17 protein-coding genes are annotated in these 13,756 nt (G+C 71.7%); 10 read left to right on the plus strand and 7 right to left on the minus strand.

All coding sequences use genetic code 11. The annotated features are described in order from the left end of the window. Positions 1 to 760, plus strand: a 760-nt coding sequence (locus tag C3486_RS24360; protein WP_146075051.1) for an aminotransferase class I/II-fold pyridoxal phosphate-dependent enzyme, incomplete at its 5' end; no start/stop codon positions are given. Between the two features lie 63 nt (positions 761 to 823). On the opposite strand, the gene C3486_RS24365 is transcribed toward C3486_RS24360, so the two are convergent. Both C3486_RS24365 and C3486_RS24370 read right to left on the minus strand, forming a co-directional pair. Continuing rightward, positions 824 to 1,060, minus strand: a complete 237-nt coding sequence (locus C3486_RS24365; RefSeq protein WP_103834898.1) for a DUF397 domain-containing protein — start codon at positions 1,058 to 1,060, stop codon at positions 824 to 826. A gap of 33 nt (positions 1,061 to 1,093) precedes the next feature. Continuing rightward, the gene (locus tag C3486_RS24370; protein ID WP_103834899.1) at positions 1,094 to 1,966 is read right to left on the minus strand and encodes a helix-turn-helix transcriptional regulator; all 873 of its coding nucleotides are present in this window, start codon (positions 1,964 to 1,966) and stop codon (positions 1,094 to 1,096) included. Positions 1,967 to 2,221: 255 nt separating this feature from the next. Between C3486_RS24370 and C3486_RS24375 the strand changes: the two genes are divergently transcribed. Next, positions 2,222 to 2,686 carry an ATP-binding protein gene (locus tag C3486_RS24375; RefSeq protein WP_103834900.1) on the plus strand — a complete coding sequence of 155 codons (465 nt, stop codon included), beginning with the start codon at positions 2,222 to 2,224 and terminating at the stop codon, positions 2,684 to 2,686. Positions 2,687 to 2,757: 71 nt separating this feature from the next. Here C3486_RS24375 and C3486_RS24380 read toward each other — a convergent pair whose 3' ends face one another. The 4 genes from C3486_RS24380 to C3486_RS24395 form a co-directional block, all read right to left on the minus strand. Continuing rightward, positions 2,758 to 3,423, minus strand: coding sequence for a GNAT family N-acetyltransferase (locus C3486_RS24380; RefSeq protein WP_103834901.1), 666 nt, complete (start codon positions 3,421 to 3,423; stop codon positions 2,758 to 2,760). A gap of 98 nt (positions 3,424 to 3,521) precedes the next feature. Next, positions 3,522 to 4,040, minus strand: a complete 519-nt coding sequence (locus C3486_RS24385) for a C40 family peptidase (RefSeq protein ID WP_103834902.1) — start codon at positions 4,038 to 4,040, stop codon at positions 3,522 to 3,524. Between the two features lie 534 nt (positions 4,041 to 4,574). After that, on the minus strand, positions 4,575 to 4,889 hold the full coding sequence (locus C3486_RS24390) for a hypothetical protein (RefSeq protein WP_103834937.1): 315 nt from the start codon (positions 4,887 to 4,889) through the stop codon (positions 4,575 to 4,577). Positions 4,890 to 4,893: 4 nt separating this feature from the next. After that, entirely contained in the window at positions 4,894 to 5,520 is a 627-nt protein-coding gene (locus C3486_RS24395; RefSeq protein ID WP_103834903.1) for an ATP-dependent Clp protease proteolytic subunit, read from the minus strand. A gap of 66 nt (positions 5,521 to 5,586) precedes the next feature. On the opposite strand from C3486_RS24395, the gene C3486_RS24400 reads away from it, so the two are divergent. Further along, on the plus strand, positions 5,587 to 5,901 hold the full coding sequence (locus tag C3486_RS24400) for a type II toxin-antitoxin system Phd/YefM family antitoxin (protein ID WP_103834904.1): 315 nt from the start codon (positions 5,587 to 5,589) through the stop codon (positions 5,899 to 5,901). Positions 5,902 to 5,942: 41 nt separating this feature from the next. Here the strand turns inward: C3486_RS24400 and C3486_RS24405 are convergent, their stop codons facing one another. Continuing rightward, positions 5,943 to 6,890, minus strand: a complete 948-nt coding sequence (locus C3486_RS24405; protein WP_103834905.1) for a M28 family metallopeptidase — start codon at positions 6,888 to 6,890, stop codon at positions 5,943 to 5,945. Between the two features lie 438 nt (positions 6,891 to 7,328). On the opposite strand from C3486_RS24405, the gene C3486_RS24410 reads away from it, so the two are divergent. The 7 genes from C3486_RS24410 to C3486_RS24440 all read left to right on the plus strand — a co-directional run bounded on the left by C3486_RS24410 (position 7,329) and on the right by C3486_RS24440 (position 13,678). Next, positions 7,329 to 7,631, plus strand: coding sequence for an urease subunit gamma (locus tag C3486_RS24410; protein WP_030608360.1), 303 nt, complete (start codon positions 7,329 to 7,331; stop codon positions 7,629 to 7,631). 16 nt (positions 7,632 to 7,647) lie between these two features. Further along, positions 7,648 to 7,959, plus strand: coding sequence for an urease subunit beta (locus C3486_RS24415; RefSeq protein WP_103834906.1), 312 nt, complete (start codon positions 7,648 to 7,650; stop codon positions 7,957 to 7,959). Continuing rightward, positions 7,952 to 9,673 (plus strand): urease subunit alpha, encoded by a 1,722-nt coding sequence (locus tag C3486_RS24420; RefSeq protein WP_103834907.1) that lies wholly within the window; start codon positions 7,952 to 7,954, stop codon positions 9,671 to 9,673. Before C3486_RS24415 ends, C3486_RS24420 begins: the two co-directional genes overlap by 8 nt. Before the next feature lie 37 nt (positions 9,674 to 9,710). Then, positions 9,711 to 10,385, plus strand: a complete 675-nt coding sequence (locus C3486_RS24425) for an urease accessory protein UreF (protein ID WP_103834908.1) — start codon at positions 9,711 to 9,713, stop codon at positions 10,383 to 10,385. A 54-nt stretch (positions 10,386 to 10,439) separates the two neighbouring features. Beyond that, a complete protein-coding gene (ureG, locus tag C3486_RS24430; RefSeq protein ID WP_103834909.1) occupies positions 10,440 to 11,141 on the plus strand; it encodes an urease accessory protein UreG in 702 nt (233 codons plus the stop codon). Continuing rightward, complete coding sequence (locus tag C3486_RS24435) at positions 11,138 to 11,962, plus strand: urease accessory protein UreD (protein ID WP_103834938.1); 825 nt, start codon at positions 11,138 to 11,140, stop codon at positions 11,960 to 11,962. The genes ureG and C3486_RS24435 overlap by 4 nt, the downstream gene beginning before the upstream one ends. A gap of 135 nt (positions 11,963 to 12,097) precedes the next feature. Then, positions 12,098 to 13,678 (plus strand): alpha/beta hydrolase, encoded by a 1,581-nt coding sequence (locus tag C3486_RS24440; protein ID WP_103834910.1) that lies wholly within the window; start codon positions 12,098 to 12,100, stop codon positions 13,676 to 13,678. Positions 13,679 to 13,756 lie beyond the last annotated feature (78 nt).

Consider the following 13,756-nt stretch of genomic DNA (forward strand, 5'->3'; position numbering starts at 1 on the left):
CCTTTCCCGGGCGCGTACGGCCGTGGTGCCGCACAGCGACCCCGAGGCGGTGCACAAGACGCTGGACGCGGCCCGCGCCGAAGCGGACCACGACGGGCGTGCGGTCGTCGTCTCGGACTCGGTGTTCTCGGTGGACGGGGACGCCGCCCCGCTGACGGCGTACGCGGCCGCCTGCCGCGCGCACGGTGCCGCGCTGCTGGTGGACGACGCGCACGGGCTGGGCGTCCTGGGGGAGGGCGGCCGGGGCGCGCTGTGGGCCGCGGGGCTGGCGGGGGACCGGGACGTGGTGGCCACGATGACCCTCTCCAAGTCCCTGGGCAGTCAGGGCGGTGCGGTGCTCGGTCCGGCGAAGGTGATCGAGCATCTGGTCAACACGGCGCGGACGTTCATCTTCGACACGGGGCTGGCGCCGGCCGCCGCCGGGGGCGCGCTCGCCGCGCTCCAGTTGCTCCGCCGGGAGCCGGGGCGCGCCGAGCGGGCCCGTGCGGTGGCCCGCGAGCTGCACCGGCGGCTGACGGCCGCCGGGCTGGCCGCGGTGCTCCCGGACGCCGCCGTGGTGTCCGTACGGGCGCCCTCGCCGGAGCAGGCCGTGCGGTGGGCGGCGGACTGCCGGGCCGCGGGTGTGCGGGTCGGCTGTTTCCGTCCGCCGTCCGTTCCGGACGGTATTTCGCGGCTGCGGCTCACGGCCCGCGGAGATCTGACCGAACGCCAGATGGATGAAGCGGTCGGCGCGATCCTTTCGACCGCGCCGACCGCCTGAACTATTTTCATGAAACCGGTCGTCGAATTTTATTCTTGAACCGGTTCCTCAAAGGTGTCCGGATCAGACCGCCTTTGTGGTCCGGCCGGGGTGCAAGGCGTCGACGAATGCCTGCCAAGCGGGGACTGCGAACAGCAACGCGGGTCCCGAAATGTCCTTCGAGTCGCGCACGGCGAGAGTTTCACCGTTGACCCGGGCGGTCTCGACGCAGTTGTTCATTCCCGTGCTGCGCGTGCTGCGCACCCAGCACACGCCCGCAAGGGCGGTGCTGGCGGGTACGTACCGCGGCGATGCCGTCATGTGGTGCCTCCTCAACGCGCCCGGACCAGGCCGTCAGGCATCTGCGATCCGGGCAATCAAAGCCGATGATTCCTCGCATGAGAGGGCGTGCCCCCGCAGCGTGTCGAATGCATCGCTGTACGCCCTGAGGTCCTCTTTGCGTTCGAGGTAGAGGCTACTCGTCAAATGGTCGAGAACCACCACATCCAAGTCAGCAATGAGCGGAAAGGAGAAGATAACGAAAGGGCCGGTGATGCCGATGTGGACACCGGCCGCAAACGGCAGCACCTGCAGCCGCACGTGCGGCAGTTCCATGACATCGAGCAGATGCCGCAATTGGGCCTTCATCACGTCCGGACCACCCGCCGGACGGCGTAGTACGGCCTCGTCCAGTACGGCCGAAAGATTCAGCGGAGAATCGCCGTCCAGCACACTCTGACGGGCTATGCGGACGTCGACCAGTGCATCGATTCTGCTCTGCGGCAGGTCGGCCAGCGCGGCCCGCGTGACGGCCCGCGCGTAGTCCGGGGTCTGCAGCAGACCCGGTACGACGGTGGTCTCCAGCGTCCGCGCGTGCGAGGCGCCGGCCTCCAGGCTGATGAAGTCGCGGTACGCCGGCGGCAGCAGGTCGCGGTAGGTGTGCCACCAGCCGCGCCCCGCATCACCGCCGCCCCCGCCGCCCGCGTCCTGGCCGCACAGCGCGGCCAGCAGCGCACGGGACTCCTCGTCGTGCACGTTGTACGCGTCCAGGAGCCGTTCCACGTCGGCCGGACGCACTCCGCTCCGGCCGGTCTCGATCCGGCTCACCTTCGACTGGTGCCAGCCCACCAGACGGGCGGCTTCGCCGCTGGTGAGCCCGGCCAGATTCCGACGGCGCCTCAACTCCGCACCGAGCTTGCGACGGCGCACTGCGGGACCGTGGTGCATGAACCCTCCTCACGGATAACCGCGACTCGTCATAACTGACACCGATGCGTCAGTGTGCCGCCCAAATACGGTCTCGCGTCGCAGAGTTCACCGCTTCGGGCGACAGATATATGCATATCTTGGTGGATGGCTCACGGCAGGGGCAGCATGAGTGGCAGTCTGGCGCAAACCAGCGGCACGGGGCCGATTTTCGGACCTGATCATGCCGCTGCCCAGCGGTAAGACGGCCTCGGACGGGAAAGGGACGGCGCGGCGATGGCAGATCACCAGGAAGCATCACTGACCCTGCCGAGCGCGCCGGAGTCCGTACCCACGGCGCGCAGATACGTTACTGGAGTCCTCGCCGAGTGGGGTGACACGGAGGCGCCCGACCGCGCCGAACTCCTCGGCACCGTGCAGCTGATCGTCTCCGAGCTGGCCACCAACGCCGTCGTCCACACCTTCGGCCGGTCCCCGTCCTTCACCGTCGTGCTCCGCCTCGACCGGCACGAGCTCCTGCGCATCGGCGTCACCGACGGCCACCCCCGCATGCCGCGCCGGCTGCCGGCCGCCGTCCAGCAGGACAACGGCCGCGGGCTGATCATCATCAGGTCCCTCGTCGCGGAGAGCGGCGGGAAGATCACCGTCGTGCCGACCGGGGACGGCGGCAAGACCGTCTGGGCCGAACTCCCCTGGCCGGGCCAGGTGGTGCCGCTCGCGCCGCGGCACGCGGAGGAGTGAGCCGCCGCACCGGATGCGGCCGAGATCATTCGCCCCCGGACGCGGCCGGCGGGACGCCTGCGCCGTAGAGGTCAGAATGGGGCACGCGTGAGCAGCGCCTCGGCGCCGACGGGCACGAACCCGGCGGCGAGCAGCGCCCGCACGCTGGCCGCGTTCGCCGGCGCGACCTGTGCCCAGACGGGCTCACCGGGCGGCGAGAGATGGCGGGCCGCCACCGCGAGCCGCCGGCCGAGCCCACGCCCGCGCGCGGACTCCGCCACCTCGAACGCGATCTCCCGGCGGCCGGCCACGCCACGGCCGGTCACCATCGTCCCGGCACCCGCGGCACCGGCGCCGTCGCCGCCTTCGGTGATCCAGGCCCGCACCCCGTCCCGGTGACGCAGTGCCCGCGCGACACGGGGATGGTCCGCTCCCTCGGCTTCCCGCAAGGGGAGTGGCGGCGGGCCGGGCAGCGGTTCGGCGACGGTGAGCAGGTCGACGTTCTCGACATGGCGTCCGGTGCGGTCCGCCAGCGCGGCGAGGAACGCGGGGCTGAGCGGCGCCCCGAGGTCGCCCGGCGGGAGGCGGTCCCGCACCCAGGCGGGGGAGACGTCGGCGCACACGTAGGCGCAGCCCGTGAAGGAGAGGACGCCGTGGTCGCGCGGTGAGGCGGGCGGCAGGACGGTGACGCCGCCGTCGGCGGGCGGGAAGGCGCCTCTGGCCGCGGCGGTGAGGATCTTGGCCAAGTCGGTGGTCACGGCGGGAGGTTAACGGGTGGTCAGGACACCCGGCGGCGGTTCCGTGACCGCGCTCCGGGTGGAGGCGGACGGGCGCCCGCCCGCCTCCACCCGTCGCGTCACGCGCGTCCGTACCAGACGCTGCGCGTCCAGATGCGCTCCTTGCGTACCGAGGCACCCGGCTTGGGCGCGTGCCACATGCGGCCCTTACCGGCGTAGATGCCCACGTGGTACACGTACCGGCCCGAGTGGAAGAAGACCAGGTCACCCCGCTTGCGGGAGGATGCCTTGACGTGCCGTACGTGCCGGTACTGGGAGTCGGCCGTACGCGGCAGCCGCTTCCCCGCGCGCTTGAACGCGTACTGCGTCAGCCCCGAGCAGTCGAACCGGTGCGGCCCCGTCGCCCCCCACTTGTACGGTGCGCCCTTCTTCGACGCCGCGACGCGCAGCGCCTTCTGGCCGGACCCGGACGAGGCCGCGGTGACGGCGGACGCCGGGGTGGCCGCCGAGGCGTCCGCCGTGCTGCCGGGGACCAGCCCTCCGCCTCCCATCAGCGCCAGGGTGAGCGCCGAGACGGCCGCGGCACGGGACACCGCGGCGGGGAGGCGAAGAGCGGGATGATGATCGCGCGCAGTCATGCGCACTCCTTCGTCAGCCGCCTGCGAAGGAAGACCTGTCGGGTTCGGGCAGGCGAAGATGCCCGGCCGGACGACCGCCGCCCGAAGGCGGCGCCGGCTTCACCCCAAGGGACCCCCGGCCGCTTCCGCAGCCGGCCGGCAGCCCCGTCGTGCTCGGGTCCTCCGCTCCTGCCGATCCACGTCTCTCGACCAGACGTCCGGGTACGGCGGCAGGATTCGGCGTCCGCCCGGACCGCCCCGCCGCTGCGGCGGGGGCTTGTCGTCGGAGGGATGGTTGCGCAGGGCACCGGTGAATCCCGAGGGGAACATGCCTGGTGTGAGGGTCGTCACGCTTGATCCAACCGGGTGGACAGCCGCCCTGCGTCGAGCGGGCCGACCGTCGTACGCACCCCCGCACCGGGGCCGTCGTACGGTCCGCAACCCGACACGTCGGCGCGGCGCGCAAGTCGTGCCCCGCGCCGGTCGCACACGGGAGTACACCGTTGGGGGTAGTCCGATCGGAGCCCCGACACCATGGGGAACGGAGTCCTCCCGTCATTCCTCAGCAGGCGGTGGGACGGCGACGAGACGGGCCCGCCGCTCCCCGTCCAGCACCCGCAGTGCCCGGGTGAGCGTTTCGGCGTGCAGTTCCGTCTCACCGCGCTCGTGCATCAGCGCCAGGGCGTCCCGCAGCGCGGTCGCCCGGCCCACGAGGGCCTGCGCGGCACGCAGGCCCCGGTACGTCCCGTCGCCGCGCGCCGGGTTGATCCGTCCCAGCAGGTCCAGGACCTGGAGGTAGCTGTCGATGACGGCGCCTTCGGCCCGGGTCAGCGCGGGCAGCGGCGGCAGCTCGGGAGGCAGGGCTGCCATCACCTCACCTCGCGAGGGCCGAGGTCTTGCGGCCGCGGGTGAGGCCGTCGACCAGCCCGTACGCCACCGCCTCCTCGGCGTTGAGGATCTTGTCGCGCTCGATGTCGGCGCTGATCTGCTCGCGGGTCCGGCCGGTGTGCCGGGCGAGCAGCTCCTCCAGGAGCGCGCGGGTGCGCTGCAGTTCGCGGGCCTGCAGGTCGAGGTCGGTGATCTGGCCCTCGATCGGTTCGCTGACGGAGGGCTGGTGGATGAGGACGCGGGCGCCGGGGAGGACGAGGCGGCGGCCGGGGTGGCCGGCGGCGAGCAGGACGGCCGCTGCCGAGGCGGCCTGGCCGAGGCAGACCGTCTCGATGGGGCTGGTGACGTACTGCATCGTGTCGTAGATCGCGGTCATCGCGGTGAACGAGCCGCCGGGGGAGTTGATGTAGAGCGAGATGTCCCGCTCGGGCGCGGCGTGTTCGAGGTGGAGCAGCTGAGCCATGACGTCGTTGGCCGCGGTGTCGTCGATCGGGGTGCCGAGGAAGACGATGCGCTCCTCGAGCAGTTTGGAGTACGGGTCGAGCGTGCGGACGCCGTGGGTCGTGCGCTCGGTGAACTCCGGAAGGACGTAGCGGGCCATGGGTGCGCGCATGAGGGAGCTCCTCACTCTTCGTTTGTAAAAAATGTACAGGACGTACATCCCGTTAGAATGGGGAGCATGACCTACGAGATTCCGGTGACGCAAGCCCGGGCGGAGCTCGCGGATCTGATCAACCGCGTCGTCTACGGCTCCGAGCGCGTGGTCGTCACGCGCCACGGCAAGCCTCTGGTGGGGTTGGTCTCCGCGGCTGACCTGCGCAGACTCGAAGAGCTCGACCGGGCGGAGGCGGCCGCCGATGAGGAGGTCATCAGCACCGTCTCGGCGGTCCGGGAGCTGCCGCAGTCCGCTGCGGGCGAACGCCGGCGGTTCGGCATCGCCGCCGAGCACCGCGGCCCGGCCGCCGGGGATCGGCGACCGGGCCACGGGAAGTGAGGCGGGTCAGCGGCTGAGCCGGCCCGCGGGACGCGCGGGCGTCAGGAGCTGAGCTCCCAGACCGCGTGCGCGATGGCGTCGGTGTTGGTGTCCAGCGCCTTGTCGTCGATGTTCTCCGACGTGTCGCAGGACTGGTGGTAGCAGGCGTCGAAGGCCTTGCCCTCGGTGCCGCCCCAGTTCTTGGCCTGTTCCGCGGTCTTCTTGTAGTCCGCGCCGGAGAAGAGGCCGCCGACGGGGATGCCGGCGTCCTTGAACGGCGCGTGGTCGGAGCGGCCGTCGCCCTCGGTCTCCTTCTCCGTGGCGATGTCCTTGCTCGCGTACCAGTCCTTGAAGACCTTCTCCAGGCGCGGGTCGTCGTCGTAGACGAAGTAGCCGGGGTTGGGCGAGCCGATCATGTCGAAGTTCAGGTAGGAGTCGAACTTCGCGCGGTCGGCGTCGGCCAGCCCTTCCACGTAGTGCGTCGAGCCGACCATGCCCAGCTCCTCGGCGCCCCACCAGGCGAACCGCAGGTGCTTGGCGGGCTTGAGGTCCGCCTTGGCGACCGCGAGGGCGACCTCGAGGATGCCGGCCGAGCCGGAGCCGTTGTCGTTGATGCCCGGGCCCTCGTCGACGGAGTCCAGGTGTGCGCCGGCCATCACCGTCTTGCCCTCGTCGCCGCCGGGCCAGTCGGCGATGAGGTTGTAGCCCTTGCTGCCCCCGGAGTCGAACTCCTGGACCTTCGTGGTGAATCCGGCCTTGTCCAGCTTGCCCTTGATGTAGTCGACGGACGCCTTGTAGCCGGGCTGTCCGTGCGCCCGGTTGCCGCCGTTGGCGTCGGCGATGGACTGGAACTGGTCCAGATCGCCCTTGACCGCGGAGACGGGGATGTCCGGCGCGGCCTGCGGGGCGGTGCCGGCCTGGGCGCCGGCCGCGGTGAAGAGCGTCGCGGCGACGGCGGTGCAGGCGCCCGCCGCCAGGACGGCCCGGCGTATTCGTACGGAACGGGTCACGATGTGGCTCCGATACTGGTGTGGGGGGTGGTGTTGCGGAGCGTGCTGTTGTGCATGCGTGCGGACGCGACGCGTGGGGCGTGCGAGCGCGCGGGGATGAGCATCGTGACTTGTCGATGGGCAGTCAAGAGCGCATAACGAACGCGCTGTTCCGGGCACCGGAGCCGACGGTGTGTTTTGTCTCTTTCGGGGGAAGTGGGGGATGGGCCGGAAAGGCCTTCCGGGGGCCCACTCCCCAGATTTAACAAGGGATTCACCGGGTTAACGCGGCCGACATCGGCCGGGGCTAGCCTCCGAAGTCCGCACGGATTCATGGAACTTATCTGGAGATCAGTTTGCTTTTCCTTTGTTGAATGTGTGATACATCTACTTATACGGGTGGGTCGCCGCCCGTGACCTGGGCTGATGCGGTCCGGGCGCAGAATTGTGAGGTGGAATATGCAACTGACTCCGCATGAACAAGAACGGCTGATGATTCATGTCGCGGCGGACGTTGCCGAAAAGCGCCGGGCCCGCGGCGTACGGCTCAACCACCCCGAAGCCATTGCCCTGCTGACCGTGCACATCCTGGAAGGCGCGCGCGACGGCCGGACGGTCGCCGAGCTCATGTCCTCCGGGCGCAAGGTGCTCACCCGCGACGACGTCATGGAGGGTGTCCCCGAGATGATCCACGACGTCCAGGTCGAGGCGACCTTCCCCGACGGCACCAAGCTCGTCACCGTCCACGACCCGATCAGCTGACCCAGGAGAGCCGAAGATGATCCCGGGACAGATCGTCTACGCGGACGAGCCGGTACGCCTCAACGAGGGGCTTCCCGTCACGCGCCTGACCGTCCTGAACGTCGCCGACCGCCCCGTGCAGGTCGGCTCCCACTACCACTTCGCCGAGGCCAACCCCGGCCTCGACTTCGACCGTGCGGCCGCGCACGGCAAGCGCCTGAACGTCGCCGCCGGCTCTGCCGTGCGCTTCGAGCCCGGTATCCCCACCGAGGTCGAACTCGTGCCCCTCGGGGGCAAGCGGATCGTCGCGGGCCTGCGTGGCGAGACCGGAGGCACCCTCGATGGCTGAACTTTCCCGCGCCGCGTACGCCGACCTCTTCGGCCCCACGGCGGGCGACCTGGTGCGGCTGGCCGACACCGACCTGCTGATCGAGATCAGCGAGGACCGGTCCGGCGGCCCCGGGCGCAGCGGCGACGAGACCGTCTTCGGCGGCGGCAAGGTCATCCGCGAGTCGATGGGCCAGTCCCGGCTCTCCCGCGCGGACGGCGCGCCGGACACCGTCATCACCGGCGTGGTCGTGATCGACCACTGGGGCATCGTCAAGGCCGACGTCGGCATCCGCGACGGCCGCATCGTGGCGCTCGGCAAGGCCGGCAACCCCGACACCATGGACGGCGTCCACCCCGACCTGGTCATCGGCCCCGAGACCGAGATCATCGCCGGGCAGGGCAAGATCCTCACGGCCGGCGCCATCGACACCCACGTGCACTTCATCTGCCCCGAGCAGGCGACCGAGGCGCTGGCCTCCGGCGTCACCACCATGATCGGCGGCGGTACCGGCCCGGCCGAGGGCAGCAAGGCCACCACCATCACCCCCGGCTCCTGGCACGTCGCCCGGCTCCTGGAGGCGATGGACGCCTTCCCCGTCAACGTCGGGCTGCTCGGCAAGGGCAACACCACCTCGGTCGCCTCCATGCGCGACCAGCTGCGGGCCGGCGTACTCGGCTTCAAGATCCACGAGGACTGGGGCGCCACCCCGGCCGTCATCGACGCCTGCCTGAACGTCTGCGAGGAGAGCGGCGCCCAGCTCGCGATCCACACCGACACCCTGAACGAGGCCGGCTTCCTCGGCGACACCCTCGCCGCCATCGCGGGCCGCTCGATCCACGCCTTCCACGTCGAGGGCGCCGGCGGCGGCCACGCCCCCGACATGATCGCCATGGTGTCGGAGCCGAACGTGCTGCCCGCCTCGACCAACCCGACCCGGCCGCACACCGTCAACACCGTCGAGGAACACCTCGACATGCTGATGGTCTGCCACCACCTCAACCCCGCGGTCCCCGAGGACCTGGCCTTCGCCGAGTCCCGCATCCGCCCCTCGACCATCGCCGCCGAGGACATCCTGCACGACATGGGCGCCATCTCGATGATGTCCTCCGACGCGCAGGCGATGGGCCGCATCGGCGAGGTCGTGATGCGCACCTGGCAGACCGCGCACGTGATGAAGAAGCGCCGCGGCGCGCTGACCGGCGACGGCGCCGCCGACAACAACCGGGTACGGCGGTACGTCGCGAAGTACACCATCAACCCGGCCATCGCCCAGGGCATCGACCACGTCGTCGGCTCCGTCGAGCCCGGCAAGCTCGCCGACCTCGTCCTGTGGGACCCGGCGTTCTTCGGCGTCAAGCCGCGGCTCGTCCTCAAGGGCGGCCAGATCGCGTACGCGCAGATCGGCGACGCCAACGCCTCCATCCCCACCCCGCAGCCCGTGCTGCCGCGCCCGATGTTCGGCGCGATCGGCAAGGCCCCCGGCGCCAACTCCCTCAACTTCGTCTCCGAGCAGGCGGTCGAGGACGGGCTGGCCGGCCGGCTCGGAGTCGCCAAGGAGCTGACGGCCATCCGCTCCACCCGCGGCGTCGGCAAGCACTCCATGCGCAACAACGACGCGCTGCCGAAGGTCGTGGTGGACCCCGACACCTTCACGGTGACCATCGACGACGAGGTGGTCGAGCCCGACCCCGCCGCCGAACTGCCCATGGCCCAGCGGTACTTCCTCTTCTGATGAACACCGCCGACACACCCCGGGCGGAGGACCGCCGATGAGCCGCGCCGCGCTGCTCGTCCTCGCCGACGGCCGCTTCCCCGCCGGAGGGCACGCGCACTCCGGCGGGGCCGAACCGGCCGTCGCCGCGGGCCGCATCAAGGACGCGGGGCAGCTGGAGGAGTTCTGCCGCGGCCGGCTGCACACCGCCGGACTGGTCGCCGCGGGGCTCGCCGCAGCGGCCGCGGCCGGCTGCGACCCGCTCGCCCTGGACGAGGCGGCCGACGCCCGCACGCCCGTACCGGCGCTGCGCACCGTCGCCCGCAAGCTCGGCCGTCAGATGATGCGGGCTGCCCGCGCGACCTGGCCCTCGCCCGAGCTGGACGCGCTCGCCGCGGCCCGCCCCAAGGGCGCGCACCAGCCGGTCGTCCTCGGGCTCGCCGCCCGCTCGGCGGGCCTCACGCCCGAGGACGCCGCGTACGCCGTCGCGTACGAGACGGTGAGCGGCCCGGCGACCGCCGTCGTCCGGCTGCTGAGCCTCGACCCGTTCGACGCGACAGCGGTGCTCGCGCGGCTCGCGCCCGACCTGGACCGGGTCGTGGCCGAGGCCGTCGCCGCCGCCGGGCACGTCCCCCGGGAGGGGACCGGCGCGCTGCCCGCGCGCTCGGCGCCGCTGCTGGACATCACCGCCGAGCAGCACGCCGCCTGGCCGGTACGGCTGTTCGCGTCCTGACGGCACGCAGCGCCGCGCCGCCCCCGTACGACTTACGCACCACACGGAGTGACCATGCACCTCGACCACGACCTCGACGAGAAGTTCCCCCACCGGCACACCTACAGCGCCGCCGATGCCAAGCGCCCCGACGGCAGCCGCCGCGCCGTGCGCATCGGCCTCGGCGGGCCGGTGGGCTCCGGCAAGACCGCCACCGTGGCGGCGCTGTGCCGCAAGCTCCGCGACGAGCTGTCCATCGCCGTCGTCACCAACGACATCTACACCCGCGAGGACGCCGAATTCCTGCTCCGCGAGGCGGTGCTGCCGCCCGAGCGGATCGCCGCCGTGGAGACCGGCGCCTGCCCGCACACCGCCATCCGCGACGACATCTCCGCCAACCTGGAGGCCGTGGAGGACCTGGAGGACGAGGTCGGGCCGCTCGACCTCATCCTCGTGGAGTCCGGCGGCGACAACCTCACCGCCACCTTCTCCAAGGGCCTCGTCGACTTCCAGATCTTCGTGATCGACGTGGCCGGCGGCGACGACATCCCGCGCAAGGGCGGCCCCGGCGTCACCACCGCCGACCTGCTCGTCGTCAACAAGACCGACCTCGCCCCGTACGTCGGCTCCGACCTGGAGTCCATGGCGCGGGACGCCAAGGCGCAGCGCGGCGAACTCCCCGTCGTCTTCACCGCGATCAAGTCCGAGGGCGGCGTGGCCCCGGTCGCCGACTGGGTCCGCGAGCGCATCGCCGAGTGGACCGCGGGCGCGGCATGACGCTCGCGCCGCCCCCGCCCGCTCCCGCCACGGCCACCGGCGTGCCGCCCACCGCCCGGCAGCTGCGCGCCACCGCCCGCATCACCGCGGTCGCAGGCCCGGACGGCACCTCCCGGCTGCCGGTCCTGGACGGCGACGGCCCGCTGGCCCTGCGCCGGCTCAGCTCCCACGACGGCGCGGCCCGGGTCTGCGTGGTCGGTGCGATGAGCGCCCCGGTGGGCGGTGACCAGCTGCGCGTCGAGGCGGCCGCCGGCGCCGGCAGCGACCTGCGGATCACCGCGGCGGCCGCGACCCTCGCGCTGCCCGGCCACCACCCGGGAACGGCCCGCTACGACGTGGCGCTGGACGTGGCCGAAGGGGCCCGGCTGGACTGGCTGCCCGAGCCGCTGATCACCGCGGCCGGCAGCGATCTGATCCAGACCACCACCGTGGACCTCGCGCCCACCGCCCGGCTGGTGCTGCGCGAGGAGCAGGTGCTCGGCCGGGCCGGCGAGGACACCGGACGGCTCAGGGCCCGGCTGACGGTCCGCCGCGCCGGCCGGGTCCTGCTGGACCAGGAGACGGCGTACGGACCGGGGGTGCCCGGGTGGGACTCGGCAGCGGTGCTCGCCGGGCACCGCGCGGTCGGCCAGCTGCTCGTCGTCGACCCGGCGTACGAGGAGCGGCCCGAGCCGGTGCGGACCCTGGAGGCACCGGACGGCGCGGGCCAGGCGGTGGTCACCCCGCTCGCCGGGCCCGCGGCTCTGGTCACCGCCGTCGCGCCGGACGCCCTGGCCGTCCGGCGGCTGCTGGACGCGGCCGCGATTCCCGCGGGCTGGTGAGGGCGCGAATCCTACGGGTTGGTAAAGAATAGGCCGCCCGGTCTTTTCATCGGACGGATGTACGAGACAGGATCCCCCTGCAGCTCTGTGATCATCGCCGCCACAAGTGGCGCACCATGCAGGGGGATCATCCACGTGAGACGTACAGCAGCGCTCGGCGCCGCCGGCAGCCTGGTGGCCGGCGCGCTCATAGCCGGCGCCATAGCCGCCACGCCCGCCAGCGCCGGCGTGAACCACCAGCGCGGCTCGGCCGAGGACCGCGGCGTCCAGACCGCCGCGGCCCGCGCCGCCAAGGCGGGCATCGACTGGCAGACCTGTCCCAAGGACTGGGGTCTGAACGCGCCGATCGAGTGCGGTTTCGTGACCGTGCCGGTCGACTACGCGAAGCCGGACGGCAAGAAGATCAAGATCGCGGTGGACCGTGCCAAGAGCACCGGCACCAAGGACGAGCGCCAGGGCTCCCTGGTCTACAACCCCGGCGGCCCCGGCGGTTCGGGCCTCCGCTTCCCGACCCGGGTGACGACCAACAACCCGATCTACGCGAAGATGGCCAAGGCCTACGACTTCGTCGGCTTCGACCCGCGCGGCGTCGGCCACTCGTCCCCCATCTCCTGCATGGACCCGCAGGAGTTCGTCAAGGCCCCCAAGGCCGACCCGGTCCCGGACGACGAGGCCGACAAGCGCGCCCAGCGCAAGCTCGCGGCGGAGTACGCCGAGGGCTGCAAGGAGCGCAGCGGCAGCCTCCTGAAGTACATGACGACGCCCAACACCGTGCGTGACCTTGACGTCATCCGCGCCGCCCTGGGCGACAAGAAGCTCAACTACCTCGGCGTCTCCTACGGCACCTACATCGGCGCCGTCTACGCCACGCTCTTCCCCGACCACGTGCGCCGGATGCTCGTCGACTCCGTGGTGAGCCCCTCGCGCGAGAAGGTCTGGTACGAGGCCAACCTCGACCAGGACATCGCCTTCGAGACCCGCTGGGGCGACTGGAAGAAGTGGGTCGCGAAGAACGACGCGACCTACCACCTCGGCGACACCCCCGAGAAGGTCCAGGCCCAGTGGGAGAAGCTGCGCGCGACGGCGAAGAAGTCCCCGATCGGCGGCCAGGTCGGCCCGGCCGAGCTCACCGGCTTCTTCCAGAACGCGCCGTACTACGACTCGATGTGGGCGACCGTCGCCAAGGCGTGGAGCGCGTACGTCGCCGGTGACGAGAAGCCGCTGGTCGAGAACGCGGCGCCGGACATGAGCGACAAGGCCGGCAACATCTCCTCGGAGAACGGCAACGCGGTCTACACGGCCGTGGAGTGCAACGACGCCAAGTGGCCCACCAGCTGGCAGCGCTGGGACCGCGACAACACCCGTATCCACCAGCAGGCACCGTTCATGACCTGGTCCAACGCCTGGATGAACCTGCCCTGCGCCACCTGGCCCGAGAAGCAGCAGACCCCGGTGAACGTCAAGACCGGCAAGGGCCTGCCCAGCGTCCTCATCGTGCAGAGCACCCGGGACGCCGCGACGCCGTACGACGGCGCCGTCGAGCTGCACCGGCGGCTGGCCGGCTCGCGCATGATCACCGAGAAGGACGCCGGCTCGCACGGCGTCACCGGCCAGGTCAACCCCTGCATCAACGACCGCGTCGACGCCTACTTCGTGCACGGCAGGACCGACGCCAAGGACGTGACCTGCGCACCGCACGCCACGCCCAAGCCGTAGGCACGCAGCCGGCGGCACAGCACAGCGCACACAGGGCGGGGCGCCCGGGACCGGTCTCCCGGGCGCCCCGCCCCGCTG

This window comes from Streptomyces sp. Ru73 (assembly GCF_002920575.1).
In the GTDB taxonomy this organism is placed as follows: domain Bacteria; phylum Actinomycetota; class Actinomycetes; order Streptomycetales; family Streptomycetaceae; genus Streptomyces.

Excerpts from the sequence above, each read along its gene's own strand:
- C3486_RS24365 (WP_103834898.1), bottom strand. The coding sequence starts at position 1,060 with ATGACGGCATCGCCGCGGTACGTACCCGCCAGCACCGCCCTTGCGGGC.
- C3486_RS24370 (WP_103834899.1), bottom strand. The coding sequence starts at position 1,966 with ATGCACCACGGTCCCGCAGTGCGCCGTCGCAAGCTCGGTGCGGAGTTG.
- C3486_RS24375 (WP_103834900.1), top strand. The coding sequence starts at position 2,222 with ATGGCAGATCACCAGGAAGCATCACTGACCCTGCCGAGCGCGCCGGAG.
- C3486_RS24385 (WP_103834902.1), bottom strand. The coding sequence starts at position 4,040 with ATGACTGCGCGCGATCATCATCCCGCTCTTCGCCTCCCCGCCGCGGTG.
- C3486_RS24390 (WP_103834937.1), bottom strand. The coding sequence starts at position 4,889 with ATGGCAGCCCTGCCTCCCGAGCTGCCGCCGCTGCCCGCGCTGACCCGG.
- C3486_RS24395 (WP_103834903.1), bottom strand. The coding sequence starts at position 5,520 with ATGCGCGCACCCATGGCCCGCTACGTCCTTCCGGAGTTCACCGAGCGC.
- C3486_RS24400 (WP_103834904.1), top strand. The coding sequence starts at position 5,587 with ATGACCTACGAGATTCCGGTGACGCAAGCCCGGGCGGAGCTCGCGGAT.
- C3486_RS24410 (WP_030608360.1), top strand. The coding sequence starts at position 7,329 with ATGCAACTGACTCCGCATGAACAAGAACGGCTGATGATTCATGTCGCG.
- C3486_RS24415 (WP_103834906.1), top strand. The coding sequence starts at position 7,648 with ATGATCCCGGGACAGATCGTCTACGCGGACGAGCCGGTACGCCTCAAC.
- C3486_RS24420 (WP_103834907.1), top strand. The coding sequence starts at position 7,952 with ATGGCTGAACTTTCCCGCGCCGCGTACGCCGACCTCTTCGGCCCCACG.
- C3486_RS24425 (WP_103834908.1), top strand. The coding sequence starts at position 9,711 with ATGAGCCGCGCCGCGCTGCTCGTCCTCGCCGACGGCCGCTTCCCCGCC.
- ureG (WP_103834909.1), top strand. The coding sequence starts at position 10,440 with ATGCACCTCGACCACGACCTCGACGAGAAGTTCCCCCACCGGCACACC.
- C3486_RS24435 (WP_103834938.1), top strand. The coding sequence starts at position 11,138 with ATGACGCTCGCGCCGCCCCCGCCCGCTCCCGCCACGGCCACCGGCGTG.